Annotated in this window: 11 protein-coding genes and 1 pseudogene; 4 read left to right on the plus strand and 8 right to left on the minus strand. The window is 66.8% G+C overall.

The features are described from left to right. Both RT614_RS16005 and purN read right to left on the minus strand, forming a co-directional pair. Positions 1-403 (minus strand): annotated as a pseudogene (locus RT614_RS16005) (hypothetical protein); the annotation flags it as partial. 55 nt (positions 404-458) lie between these two features. Beyond that, positions 459-1,115, minus strand: coding sequence for a phosphoribosylglycinamide formyltransferase (gene purN, locus RT614_RS16010; protein ID WP_313623230.1), 657 nt, complete (start codon positions 1,113-1,115; stop codon positions 459-461). A 134-nt stretch (positions 1,116-1,249) separates the two neighbouring features. On the opposite strand from purN, the gene RT614_RS16015 reads away from it, so the two are divergent. From RT614_RS16015 to coaBC, 4 genes are all read left to right on the plus strand, one after another. After that, positions 1,250-2,215 carry a bifunctional riboflavin kinase/FAD synthetase gene (locus RT614_RS16015; protein ID WP_313623104.1) on the plus strand — a complete coding sequence of 322 codons (966 nt, stop codon included), beginning with the start codon at positions 1,250-1,252 and terminating at the stop codon, positions 2,213-2,215. Further along, positions 2,205-5,066: an isoleucine--tRNA ligase gene (ileS, locus tag RT614_RS16020; RefSeq protein WP_313623105.1), complete on the plus strand. Its 2,862-nt coding sequence runs from the start codon at positions 2,205-2,207 to the stop codon at positions 5,064-5,066. Before RT614_RS16015 ends, ileS begins: the two co-directional genes overlap by 11 nt. A gap of 2 nt (positions 5,067-5,068) precedes the next feature. Continuing rightward, positions 5,069-5,599, plus strand: a complete 531-nt coding sequence (lspA, locus tag RT614_RS16025; protein ID WP_313623106.1) for a signal peptidase II — start codon at positions 5,069-5,071, stop codon at positions 5,597-5,599. A 197-nt stretch (positions 5,600-5,796) separates the two neighbouring features. Further along, positions 5,797-6,993, plus strand: coding sequence for a bifunctional phosphopantothenoylcysteine decarboxylase/phosphopantothenate--cysteine ligase CoaBC (gene coaBC / locus RT614_RS16030; protein ID WP_313623107.1), 1,197 nt, complete (start codon positions 5,797-5,799; stop codon positions 6,991-6,993). A gap of 106 nt (positions 6,994-7,099) precedes the next feature. Here coaBC and RT614_RS16035 read toward each other — a convergent pair whose 3' ends face one another. The 6 genes from RT614_RS16035 to RT614_RS16060 all read right to left on the minus strand — a co-directional run bounded on the left by RT614_RS16035 (position 7,100) and on the right by RT614_RS16060 (position 12,542). Continuing rightward, complete coding sequence (locus RT614_RS16035) at positions 7,100-8,089, minus strand: tripartite tricarboxylate transporter substrate binding protein (RefSeq protein WP_313623108.1); 990 nt, start codon at positions 8,087-8,089, stop codon at positions 7,100-7,102. 117 nt (positions 8,090-8,206) lie between these two features. Continuing rightward, a complete protein-coding gene (locus RT614_RS16040) occupies positions 8,207-8,896 on the minus strand; it encodes an AroM family protein (RefSeq protein WP_313623109.1) in 690 nt (229 codons plus the stop codon). Continuing rightward, entirely contained in the window at positions 8,893-9,822 is a 930-nt protein-coding gene (locus tag RT614_RS16045; RefSeq protein WP_313623110.1) for a DUF1177 domain-containing protein, read from the minus strand. Before RT614_RS16045 ends, RT614_RS16040 begins: the two co-directional genes overlap by 4 nt. Next, complete coding sequence (gene pepE, locus RT614_RS16050; RefSeq protein WP_313623111.1) at positions 9,819-10,523, minus strand: dipeptidase PepE; 705 nt, start codon at positions 10,521-10,523, stop codon at positions 9,819-9,821. Before pepE ends, RT614_RS16045 begins: the two co-directional genes overlap by 4 nt. 69 nt (positions 10,524-10,592) lie before the next feature. Beyond that, positions 10,593-11,360, minus strand: a complete 768-nt coding sequence (locus tag RT614_RS16055) for an IclR family transcriptional regulator (protein WP_313623112.1) — start codon at positions 11,358-11,360, stop codon at positions 10,593-10,595. Positions 11,361-11,501: 141 nt separating this feature from the next. Beyond that, the gene (locus tag RT614_RS16060) at positions 11,502-12,542 is read right to left on the minus strand and encodes a metal-dependent hydrolase (RefSeq protein ID WP_313623113.1); all 1,041 of its coding nucleotides are present in this window, start codon (positions 12,540-12,542) and stop codon (positions 11,502-11,504) included. Positions 12,543-12,592: the final 50 nt, after the last annotated feature.

Consider the following 12,592-nt stretch of genomic DNA (forward strand, 5'->3'; position numbering starts at 1 on the left):
CCTGGCCTTCACGGCGGTCCTGGCCGAACGAGCCTCGGTCGCCGCCACGGCTGTCACCGCGCTGGCCGCCGAACGACGGGCGGGAGTCTCCACGGCCCTGGCCTTCGCGGCGGTCCTGGCCGAACGAGCCTCGGTCGCCGCCACGGCTGTCGCCGCGCTGGCCGCCGAACGATGGACGGGAGTCTCCACGACCCTGGCCTTCGCGGCGATCCTGGTTGAAGGATCCGCGTTCGCCGCCGCGGTTCTCGCCGCGCGGGCGGTCGTCGCGGTCGCCGCGTTCACGCGGCAGGGACTCGCGGGCGTCGCCCTTGGGGCGCGAGAAAAAGGACCGGCCATCGCGTCCTTCCGAGGCGGGCCTGGAGCCGCCGGCCGGACGGGAACGCGGGGATTGGGGTTTAGTCATGGTGTATTCCAATGGGGCGAACCGTTCCGCCCCGATAAATGCATTTGGAGGCCGCTCAGGCGGCAGGCGTCCAGGAGAATAGGCGATCCGGGTTGCCGTGGACGTCCACGCGATGGTCGCTTGTCAGGGTAACCCGGCCTTCGGCCAGCCAGCGCACGGCTGCCGGAAAAGCCTGGTGTTCTACGGCAAGCACGCGCTCGGCCAGCAATTCGGGCGTGTCGCCGGCCAGGACCGGGACGCTGCCCTGCGCGATGATCGGGCCGTGGTCCAGAACCGGGGTGACGAAATGCACGGTGCAGCCGTGGACGCGCACGCCCGTCGCCAGAGCCTGTGCATGAGTGTGCAGCCCGGGGAAAGCCGGCAGCAGCGACGGATGGATATTGACCAGCCGGCCGGCGTAGTGATTCACGAAGCCGGGCGTCAGGACGCGCATGAACCCGGCCAGGATCACATAGTCGGGCGCGTAGCGGTCGATTTCAGCGGCCAGCGCGGCATCGAAGGCTTCGCGGCTGGGATAGTCCTTGTGGTACAGGGCGGCGGTGGGGATGCCCTGCCCCTCCGCCCATTCGAGTCCGGCCGCGTCGGGCCGGCTGGCGATGACTGCGGCGATTTCCGCGGGCCAGCCCTCGTCGCGGCAGGCCTGGGCAAGCACCTGCATGTTGCTGCCCCGCCCCGAAATCAGGATGACGAGGCGGCGCTTGGTAGAAGATATTTCCGGCAAGATGAAGAATTCCAAGGGAAATCGGGCGGTCCGACCCCGCGAAACCAGCGGCGTGCGGCAGCCGGCGCGCACGGCGCAGGCGAGATAGGAACAAACCCGTAATCCAAAATTGTAAACTCTCGCTCGTGAAACCATCGCTGCGCATCTACCGATCCCTGCCCCCGCCCGACGACCGCGCTCCGTGCGCGCTGACGATCGGCAATTTTGACGGTGTCCACCGCGGACATCAGGCCATGCTCGCCCGCGTCTGCCAGGTCGCCCGCGAACGTGGCCTGACTCCCGCCGTGATGACCTTTGAACCGCATCCGAGAGAGTATTTCGCCACCCTGAACCAGCGCCCCGAACTGGCCCCCACCCGGATTTCCGGACTGCGCGACAAGCTGGCCGCCCTGGCGCGCTACGGCATTTCGCAAGTCGTGGTGGAGAAATTCGATGCCCGCCTGGCCGAAATGTCGGCCAACGCCTTCATCGAGCAGCTGCTGGTGCAGGGCCTGCGAGCTAAATGGCTGCTGGTGGGCGAGGACTTCCGCTTCGGACACAAGCGCAGCGGCGACATCGACCTGCTGCGGGAGGCCGGCATGGTGCATGGCTTCGAGGTCCAGACCCTGTCCGACGTGACCGACCAGCAAGGCCACCGGATTTCCAGCTCCGAGGTGCGCACCGCGCTGGCGGTGGGCGACCTGGAACGGGCCCGCCACCTGCTGGGCCATCCATTCCATATCAGCGGCCATGTCATCCACGGCCAGAAGCTGGGCCGCACGCTGGGCTTTCCCACCATGAACCTGCGGGTGGCCGAGAGATGCGCCGCCCGTTCCGGCATTTACGTCGTCCAGGTCTACGGCCTGGCCGACCGCGCCCTGCCCGCCGTCGCCAGCCTGGGGGTACGCCCCACGGTTGAAGACCGAGGCCGTGTGCTGCTCGAGGCGCACCTGCTGGGCGAGACCGTCAATGCATACGGTAAACTCGTACGCGTCGAATTCCTGCAAAAGCTGCGGGACGAAGAAAAATTTCCTGATCTCCCTTCCCTGACTGCCGCCATCGCCGAAGACGCGCGAAACGCGCGCGCCTATTTTGCCGTTCATGGACTATAAAAAGACCCTCAACCTGCCCGACACCCCCTTCCCCATGCGGGGCGACCTCGCCAAGCGCGAGCCCGCCTGGATTGCGCAATGGGAGGAAAACCACGTCTACCAGGCGATCCGTGCGGCCAGCCGCGGCCGGCCGCGCTTCGTGCTGCATGACGGCCCGCCCTATGCGAACGGCGATATCCACATCGGCCACGCGGTCAACAAGATCCTGAAGGACATCATCGTCAAGAGCCGCAACATGGCCGGCTACGACGCGCACTACGTGCCGGGCTGGGATTGCCACGGCATGCCCATCGAGATCCAGATCGAAAAGAAGTACGGCAAGCACCTGCCCGTGGCGGAAGTGCAGTCCAAGGCACGCGCCTATGCGCTCGAGCAGATCGATCGCCAGCGCAAGGACTTCAAGCGCCTGGGCGTGCTGGGCGAGTGGGATCGTCCGTACATGACGATGAACTTCAGCAATGAAGCCGACGAGATCCGCGCGCTGGGCCGCATCCTGGACAAGGGTTACGTGTTCCGCGGACTGAAGCCGGTGAACTGGTGTTTCGACTGCGGCTCGGCGCTGGCTGAAGCCGAAGTCGAATACGCGGACCGCGTCGACCCGGCCGTGGACGTCGCCTTCCCGTTTGCGGAACACGGCAGGCTGGCGCAGGCCTTCGGGCTGGAATCGGTGGACGATGGCGCCATCGTGATCTGGACGACCACGCCCTGGACCATCCCGTCCAACCAGGCGCTGAACCTGCATCCGGAAATCGAATACGCGCTGGTGCGCGTGTCGCCGGCGCCCAAGTTCGGCCCGCTGCTGCTGATCGCCAAGGACCGCGTCGAAGACTGCCTCAAGGCCTGGAACCTGGAAGGCGAAATCATCGCCACGGCGCCCGGCCAGGCCCTGTCGGGCATCGAGTTCCGCCATCCGTTGGCGCAGTTCAACGCGGCCTACGACCGCAAGGCGCCCGCCTACCTGGGCGACTACGTCACCGCCGACTCCGGCACCGGCGTGGTCCACTCGGCGCCTGCCTACGGTATCGAGGACTTCGTGTCGTGCAAAGAGCACGGCATGAAGGACACCGACTTCATCAGCCCGGTCATGGGCGACGGCAAGTATGTCGACAGCCTGGCGCTGTTCGGCGGCCTGTCGATCTGGGACGCCAACCCCAAGATCGTCGAAGCCTTGAAGGAAGCCGGCGCGCTGATGCACGTGGAAAAGCACAAGCACAGCTACATGCATTGCTGGCGCCACAAGACGCCGATCATCTACCGCGCCACCAGCCAGTGGTTCGCGGGCATGGACGTGCAACCCAAGGACGGCAGCCCCACCCTGCGCGAATCTGCGCTGGCCGGCATTGACGCCACCGCTTTCTATCCCGCCTGGGGCCGCGCGCGTCTGCACGCCATGATCGCCAATCGTCCGGACTGGACCCTGTCGCGCCAGCGTCAGTGGGGCGTGCCGATGGCCTTCTTCGTGCACAAGGAAACCGGCGAACTGCACCCGCGCACCTCGGAACTGCTGGAGCAAGTGGCGCAGCGCGTCGAGCAAGGCGGCATCGAGGCCTGGCAGGCGCTGGAGCCTCGCGACCTTCTGGGCGACGAAGCCGACATGTACGAAAAGAACCGCGACACGCTGGACGTGTGGTTCGATTCGGGCAGCACCCACGCCACCGTGCTGGGCGGCAAGGACGGCGAATTCGCCGGCTCGCACGGCGCTGAACTGGCCTGGCCCGCCGACCTGTACCTGGAAGGCTCGGACCAGCATCGCGGCTGGTTCCATTCGTCGCTGCTGACCGGCTGCATGCTGTACGGCCAACCGCCCTACAAGGCGCTCCTGACCCACGGCTTCGTGGTGGACGGCCAGGGCCGCAAGATGAGCAAGTCGGTGGGCAACGTGATTGCTCCCCAAAAGGTGTCCGACTCGCTGGGCGCGGAAATCCTGCGTCTGTGGGTGGCCTCCACCGATTACTCGGGCGAACTGTCCATCTCCGACGAGATCCTCAAGCGCGTGGTGGAAGGCTATCGCCGCATCCGCAACACGCTGCGCTTCCTGTTGGCCAACCTGGCTGATTTCGACGCGGTGTCGCAAGCCGTGCCCTACGGCGAGCTGTTCGAGATCGACCGCTACGCGCTGGCCATGACGGCGCAGATGCAGGCTGAAGTGCAGGCCAACTACGAACGTTACGACTTCCACCCGGCCGTTTCGCGCCTGCAGACCTTCTGCTCGGAAGACCTGGGCGCGTTCTACCTGGACATCCTGAAGGACCGCCTGTACACGTCCGCCCCTGGCAGCGTGGCGCGCCGTTCGGCGCAGACTGCGCTGCTGGACATCACGCAGACGCTGCTCAAGCTGATGGCTCCGATCCTGTCCTTCACGGCCGAAGAGGCCTGGAAGGAACTGGCCGCCTCCGCGTTGAAGAACCAGGCCGATGCGGCCCGCACGACCATCTTCACCGAGGTCTACCACGTCCTGCCGCCGTTTGCCGACGCCGAAGCGCTGACCGCAAAATGGGCGCGCCTGCGCGCCATCCGCGCCGAGGTCCAGCGCAAGCTGGAAGAAGTGCGCACGGCGGGCGACATCGGTTCGTCGCTGCAGGCCGAAGTGGACCTGCATGCCAGCGGCGAAGACCAGCAATTGCTGGCCAGCCTGGGCGACGATCTTCGATTCGTGCTGATCGTGTCGCGCGCCACCGTGCACGCAAGCGAAGGCGAAACCCGCATCGAAGTCACGCCGTCGACGCACAAGAAGTGCGAACGCTGCTGGCACTGGCGCCTGGACGTGGGCCAGGACGCGGACCATCCTGAAATCTGCGGCCGTTGCGTCTCCAACCTGTTCGGCTCGGGCGAAGCCCGCGACAAGGCTTGAACATGGCCCGCCCCTCCGAACACGGGGTGACGGGCGCCGCCCCCGCCCGCCCCGCGCCGGCGCGCGTGGGCGGCTGGCTGGCGCTGGCCGCGCTGATCATCGTGCTGGACCAGCTGACCAAGGTCTACTTCAACACGGCCTTCCAGTACGGCGAACGCGTCAACATCCTGCCGTTCTTCGATTTCACGCTGGTGTTCAACCGCGGGGCCGCCTTCAGCTTCCTGGCGTCCGAGGAAGGCTGGCAGCGCTGGTTTTTCACGGTTTTGGGCTGCGTGGCCGCCGTGGTCATCGTCTGGATGCTGCGTCGCACGCACGGACAGCCCCGCTTCAGCCTGGCGCTCACCCTGATCCTGGGCGGCGCCATCGGCAACGTCATCGACCGCGTGGTGTATGGCCACGTGGTGGACTTTCTGCTGTTCTACTGGAACGACTGGCAGTTCCCCGCCTTCAACCTGGCGGACGTGGGCATTACCTGCGGCGCCGTGCTGCTGGTGCTGGACGAACTGCTGCGCGCCCGCAAGCCCAAGGCTTGAAGGCATGCGGGCATGGGGCCGCGTCATCCGGGTGGATGAGCGGCGCCTTCCTCCCGGTTGCGCCGATCCGGCAGGCATCCGCTTTTGCCCCGCTTGATGCCCCCTGAATGCATGACGAACGGCGCAATGCCGCAATGCAGAATAAAATCACTCTCCATTCCTCGTTTTCACGGCGCTGAAACCGCCGCCCTGCCCTCATGCTCGATCTCGCCCGCAAACGCATCGTCCTCGGACTGACCGGTGGCATCGCCTGCTACAAAATCGCCGAGCTGGTGCGACGCATGACCGAACAAGGCGCCACGGTGGACGTGGTGATGACCGAGGCGGCCACGCACTTCATCACGCCAGTCACCATGCAGGCCCTGTCGGGCCGGCCGGTGTTCGTGGATGCCTGGGATGCGCGAGTGCCCAACAACATGGCGCACATCGACCTGACGCGCGGCGCGGACGCCGTGCTGATCGCGCCGGCCAGCGCCGACTTCATGGCCAAGCTGGCGCACGGCATGGCCGTCGACCTGCTGTCGACGTTGTGCCTGGCGCGCGCCTGTCCGCTGCTGGTGGCGCCCGCCATGAACCGCGAAATGTGGGCCAACCCGGCCACGCAGCGCAACGTCGAACAACTGCGCGCCGACGGCGTTACGGTGCTGGGCCCGTCCGCCGGCGAACAGGCTTGCGGCGAAACCGGCGACGGCCGGATGCTGGAAGCGCACGAGCTGCTGACGGACCTTATTGCCTTCTTCCAGCCCAAACTGCTGGCCGGCCGCCACGTGCTGCTGACTGCCGGCCCGACGTCCGAGCCTGTGGATCCGGTGCGCGTGCTCAGCAACCGCTCGTCCGGCAAGACCGGCTATGCGCTCGCTCGCGCCGCGCGCGAAGCCGGGGCCCGCGTCACGCTGATCACGGGCGCCACCTTCCTGCCGGTCCCGCGGGGCGTGACGGCCCTGCCGGTCACCACCGCGCAACAGATGCACGACGCCGTCATGGCCAGCGTCGGCGACGCGGACATCTTCATTGCCGTGGCCGCGGTGGCGGACTGGCGCGTGAAGAACGTCAGCACGCAGAAGCTGAAGAAAACCAGCGAGGGCGGCGGCGCGCCGCTCATGGAGTTCGAACCCAACCCCGACATCCTGGCCGAAGTGGCCAAGCTCGAGAACGGGCCGTGGTGCGTGGGCTTTGCCGCCGAAACCGAAAAGCTTGCCGAACACGCCGAGGCCAAGCGCACGCGCAAGGGCATTCCGCTTTTGGTGGGCAACCTGGCCCACAAGGTCATGGACGCCGACACCACCGAACTGGTGCTGTTTGACGCGCACGGCGCGCATCCCCTGCCCGCCGGCGACAAGCTGGACGCAGCGCGGCGCTTGATCGCCGAAATCGCGGCACGCATGCCGGTGTAGAAGCACCGCCGCTTGCGCGGGCCTTGCCTGCCGGCCCTAAAAAAAACGCCAGACCCATTGCGGGCCTGGCGTTTTTCTTTGCGGCGTCGAAGCCGCCGTGCGCGCCTTACTGTTCCAGGCTGATGTTCGCGGCCTTGACGATGTCGGCCCATTGCTTGCGGTCGTTGTCCAGGAATTCGCCGAACTTCTCGGGCGTCATGCCGGTGACCGGTTCCGAACCCAGGCCTGCCATCTTCTCGATGAGCGCCGGCTGCTTCAGCACGTCCTGCAGGGCAGCGTAGTAGGCGGCCAGCACGTCGGCGGGCAAGCCTGCCGGTGCAAATACGCCTTGCCAGGTGGGCATGTCGAAGCCCTTCAGGCCCTGCTCGTCCAGCGTGGGCACGTTGGGCAGCTGAGCCGCGCGCTTGAGCGAGGCCACGCCGATCGCCTTGACCTTGCCTTGCGAGGCCAGCGGCGCCGCCGTGGAGATGTTGTCCATCGTCATGGCGATGTGGCCGCCCAGCAGGTCGGTGATGACGGGAGCCGCACCGCGATATGCCGCGTGCGGAACCTTCACGCCCAGCTTGTACAGCATGGTTTCGGCGATCAGGTGGTTGGAGATGCCCACACCCGCGGTGCCGTAGGTGGCCGTCGGGGTCTTCTGGAAATACTCCTTCAGTTCGGTCAGGTTGTTGGCCGGCACGTCCTTGTTCACGATGACCACGTTGGGCTGCACGGCAGCCAGCGTGATGGGCGTGAAGTCGGTGGGCTTGTAGTTCGTGCCCTTGGGATTGAGAACGTGCGTGATGGCCATGGAGCCGGCCGCAGCGATGCCGATGGTGTAGCCGTCGGCGGGCGCCTGGCTCAGGCGATAGGCCATGATGTTGCCGCCGGCGCCGGCCAGGTTTTCAACGACGACGGGCTGGCCCAGGCGCTGGGACAGCGGTTCGGCCAGCAGACGGGCCAGCGTGTCGGCCGAGCCGCCCGGCGCAAAGCCGACCAGCAGGCGCACGGGCTTGGCGGGTTTCCAGGCGTCGGCGGCGAGCGCCGGCGTGGCCGTCAGTGCGGTGACGGCAAACAGTGCGCCAGCGGCGCGGTGCAGAGTACGGCTGAACATGAAAAACACTCCCAACAAATGATTGACGAAGACAGCTTCGTCTCCTCTCGCCGCTCGCCCGGTCCGGCCGCCTTGCCTGTGCAGGCAGCCAGGACTTCGGGATTGCGTCCGGCGGCGTTATTCCAGTATCTGGGTCAGGGCCTGCGCGACCATCCGGTTGGACAGCAGCACCGGACGCCCCGACGCCTGCGCCACAGCCTGGCGCATGCTTTCGGCGTAGCCCATGCAATGCATGACGATCAGGTCGCACGAAGCGAGCTCACGGCCCGCGGCTTCAAAATTGCGGGCGGCCTGATGCGCATCAGCTTCATACGGCGATGCGTGCACGACGTGCGTTTCGCACTCCAGCGGCACAACCATGTGAAAGAAATCCACCTGGGCTTCCAGGGGCACCACCAATCCGACCTTGCGGCAGTGCTGCGCCAGGCCGGCGACCAGGTGGTCCACGACCTGCTGCGGCTCGACCACCAGCGTGCGCATCGGCGCGATGGCCGTTCCCGTGCACAACGGCACCAGCACGTCATAGCCCTTGCCATCGGCCTCGCGCATGACTTGCGCAAGGCGCGCTTCGGCCGCTGCGGCGTCCAGTTCGATCTGCGAGCCGTCGCGCATGCGCGTGGCGAAACGGTATTCACTCGGCCGCGGCGCCAGCGCCGCAAGCGCTGCGGCATCCAGGCCGTCAAGCGCGCCGAATTCGTCGATATGCACGTGGGCGCCTAGCACGGAGGCCATCTCCGGCACGACGTCGCTGCGCGGAGACTGCCCGATCGTGAAGAACGCGACGCGGCGCGGGGTGTTCGCGCTCATTGCGCGGCTCCGTCTTCACGGCCCACCGTCTGCAGGTGCGCCATCGAGCCGTAGCGGGCTTGCAGCGCGCTCCATTCCGCGTCATCGAAGAAGGTCATCGTGCGCTGGCCGTACAGCTTGGCGATCTCGATGCAGAAGCGCATCGCGACGTCGGCGTCCACCGCGTTCGTGACGCCCGTGGCGCAACCCGGCACGGTGGTCTGCGCCGTCAGCGCGACGCCGACAACGGGCGCGTCCGTGACGATGGCGGGCTGCATCAGCGAATTCACGTGCCACAGGCCGTTTTCGTAGGGCGTGATGTCCTGCGTGGTAAGCGGCAGCGTCACGGGCAATTCGCCGCTAACCCAGCCCATCACGTCCAGCATCGTTTCCGGGATGCGCAGCAGGTAGCCTTGCTTGGCCACGGGCGTCAGCGCCACGCCGCGCCTGTTGACCAGCCGGTTGCCGCGCGTCGTGTCCACGGAAAGGATCGCGTCCATGCGCGGGTCCACTTCGTGCGACATCATTTCGCGCATGGGAAACGGCGAGCGCATCATCGGCACCGGGTGATGCGGCCGCGTACCGGCGCGCGGGCAGATGTGCGTGCGGATCCGCACCGTGCCGGGCATCACGTCGCCCTGGCGCGCCATGGCCATCAGCTTGAGCGCGGCGGCGATGGCGACCACGGCGCCGTCGCTGTCGGACACCAGGCCCGTGACGGCGGGGCGCGCCCCGATGCCACCCAGCCTGCCCACGATGCCGAGTTGCGGGGCCGATTCATCGGCGCCCGGGATGACGATGGACAGGAAGTCCGTGGCCAGGCCGTCGCGCTCGAGGCGCGTGACCTCCACTTCGCAATTGCCCGCATCGCGCAGCACCTGCGCGACGGCCTCTCCCGTGACGTGCGCAGACGACAGCAGCTCAATGACGTCGATGACCTGCTTCATGCCGTGATCTCCACCGGGCCGGGACGGAACATGCGCGGTTCTTGCGGGCCCAGGAACAACGTCGCATCGTGCGGGCCGACCAACGCCATCTTTTCGCCGCGCACGCGCAGCCCCGAACCTTCGGGCAGCCCCAGCACGGGCATCGAAGGATTCAACGTGCAGAACTCCGCCAGGCGCTGAGCGCGCGTTTCGCCGCGATGGCCGGGGGGATGGGCGTTGGTGTAGTGCGGGTTGATCTGGAAGGACACCAGGCCCAGCGCATCGAAACCTTGCGGATCGGTGATCGGCATGTCGTTGGTCGTGCAGATGGAGGGGCACGTCAGGTTGGAACCGGCGCTCCAGCCGAGGTAGGCCGCACCCTCGCGAACGCGGCGCGCCACGACCTCAAGCAGGCCCTGGCGGCGCAGTTGGCCCAGCAGGTTGAAGGTATTGCCACCGCCGACGATGATGACCGCCGCCTCTTCCAGCGCGGCGACCGGATCCTGCGCGCTGTGCAGGCCCTGGATGGCCAGGCCCGTGTCCGCCAGCGCGGTGGCGACCAGCGTCGTGTAGTCGTCCCAGTTGCGCGTGACGCCCGCGTACGGCACGAACACGGCCGGCGCGCCTTGCGGCAGGGATTCGATCAATTCACGGATGTCGGCCAGGGCGTGGACCAGATAGCCGGCGTCGCTGCTGGAATTGCTGAGGAGCAGAAGATTCATGAGGATGATTTCCGATAGGGATAGATTCCGGACGCGCCGCCCGACGGCCGCGCCCATGGATTCGGGATGTCAGGTGAGCCAGTAGGGGTCGTTCAGTTCGCGGCCCAGGGCGCCAACGTGCTGCAGCACGGATTCGCGCAGGCGCGCCACGCGGTCGGCGTCCACCTGGAAGGAGACGAACGACAGGCAGAGACCGCGCAATTCGCCGGTGGCCGGATCGCGCACCGCCGCCGCCACGGCGCCGATGCCGGGCATGGCCTGATCGATGGCGACGCCGCAGTGGTCCGTGCGCGTCTGTGCAACCAGGCGGGTCAGATCGCCGACGGTGGCGGGGCAGTCGCGCCCTTCCATCGGCAGCGGCTGTGCGGGATCCGCACCGTAGAGCACTTGAAATTCGGCGTCGGTGAGCCGCGACAGGAGCGCCCGCCCCATTGCCGTGCCGGACGCCGCGCGGCGCGAACCCGGAGGCGAAAGGACCTGCACCGGGTGCGAACCGTTCAGGCGCTGCAGGACGACCGTTTCACGCTGGTTCAGCGTCGAAAGATACGCGGTCAGCCCGCTGTCGTCGGAGAGGCGCGCCAGCACCGCGCGGCAGGCTTCGTCCAAGGGGGTGGCCGTCATGCCGGCGCGCACGGCCTGCGTGAGCAGCGCGCCCGGACGATAGCGGCGCGTGGCGGCGTCCTGGTCCAGCATGCCGTAGTTCTGCATCTGGTTGAGCAGGCGTGACGCCGTGCTTTTGGGCATGGCCAGGCGCGCGGCGACTTCGGTGAAGCTAAGCTCGGCCGCGCCTTCCGCATATAGCGTCAGCACACGTTGAACGCCGTCTAGAATACTCATGCATGTTCCATAAAACGGAACTTAAGTTCCTTAATAGAGAACAAGCATAATGCACTCGCCGGAAACCGGTCAATAAGCAATGGCCAAGAAAAAACCCCCGCACGTCGCGGGGGCTTCGCTCGGCCTCGTCCGAACCAGCGCTTATTTCGTCGCAAGTTCGGACCATTGCGCCAGCGGCAAAGGCGGTTGCGCGTGCAGGACGCGGCCGAGCACCAGCTTCAGCTCATTCCAGCCCCCGCGGCTGGTCGGCCAGACCGAAGGCGTAACCGCATTCCAGGTTCCGTCGGGCGCGCGCTCGGCCATTTTGAATCGGAAGGTGTAATGCCCCGCCATCCCCATGCGCAGGTCGGAGACCACCAGCGCGTCGCCAACGATGTCATACCTCAGCCAGTCGTCGGTGAACCAGCGCAGGCGTTCGTGCAGGGGCACCCCCGCCAGGGCCTTCCCGGCCTCCAGGTTGAGGGGCAGGCGCACCCATTCCGGGGTGTCACGGTCAAACAGGCTGCTGACCGCCTCGTAATAGTGACCATCGGACGTCTTGGCGATGACGCGCCACACCAGCGTGTTGAACGGCATGGGAATGGCGCGCAGTTCGGCCACCGCAATGCCCTGCCCCTGCATGGCGTCCCGGACGCGGTGCTCGGCCGCCATGCGCCCCGCCAGACCGAAGCCCAGGTAGGCGGTGCTGAACACCAGCGCCGCGACCAGCAGGCGACGCGCCATCCGCGTCAGCCCGAAGGCAATGGCGAAGAGCACCCCCAGCAGCAGCGGCACGGTATAGATCGGGTCGATGATGAAGACGGCCGACCAGCTTTCCGGCGTGGGAGTCAGCGGCCAGAACAGCTGCGTTCCGTACACCGTGAACGCATCCAGGATCGGATGGGTCACTAGCACCAGCCATATCGTCAGGAACAGCCGCCGGCCGCTATAGGGCGCTTGCGGCCAATATTTGCGTATCAGCCACGCCAGCAGCACGGCCAGCCCGGTCAGCACGAAGACGGAATGCGAGAAGCCGCGGTGATAGGTCATTAGCGACACGGGGTCGGGATAACTCATCAGCACGTCCAGATCCGGCACGGTGGCCAGCGCGGCGCCGTATATCAGGGCGCGTCGCCCCTGCACGCGGCCCAGCATCGCACCCTGTATGCCGGCGCCCAGCACCGCTTGTGTAACTGAATCCATGGTTCTCCAACGTTGAGCTTCCGCCAAATGACCTAGCCGCCCTGCGGCCG

This window comes from Achromobacter sp. (genome assembly GCF_032102605.1).
Taxonomy (GTDB): Bacteria; Pseudomonadota; Gammaproteobacteria; order Burkholderiales; family Burkholderiaceae_B; genus Achromobacter.

Bases quoted from the DNA above. Each gene is read 5' to 3' on its own strand.
- RT614_RS16045 (WP_313623110.1), bottom strand. From the start codon at position 9,822: ATGAAGCAGGTCATCGACGTCATTGAGCTGCTGTCGTCTGCGCACGTC.
- lspA (WP_313623106.1), top strand. From the start codon at position 5,069: ATGGCCCGCCCCTCCGAACACGGGGTGACGGGCGCCGCCCCCGCCCGC.
- RT614_RS16060 (WP_313623113.1), bottom strand. From the start codon at position 12,542: ATGGATTCAGTTACACAAGCGGTGCTGGGCGCCGGCATACAGGGTGCG.
- RT614_RS16040 (WP_313623109.1), bottom strand. From the start codon at position 8,896: ATGAGCGCGAACACCCCGCGCCGCGTCGCGTTCTTCACGATCGGGCAG.
- RT614_RS16035 (WP_313623108.1), bottom strand. From the start codon at position 8,089: ATGTTCAGCCGTACTCTGCACCGCGCCGCTGGCGCACTGTTTGCCGTC.
- RT614_RS16055 (WP_313623112.1), bottom strand. From the start codon at position 11,360: ATGAGTATTCTAGACGGCGTTCAACGTGTGCTGACGCTATATGCGGAA.
- pepE (WP_313623111.1), bottom strand. From the start codon at position 10,523: ATGAATCTTCTGCTCCTCAGCAATTCCAGCAGCGACGCCGGCTATCTG.
- coaBC (WP_313623107.1), top strand. From the start codon at position 5,797: ATGCTCGATCTCGCCCGCAAACGCATCGTCCTCGGACTGACCGGTGGC.
- ileS (WP_313623105.1), top strand. From the start codon at position 2,205: ATGGACTATAAAAAGACCCTCAACCTGCCCGACACCCCCTTCCCCATG.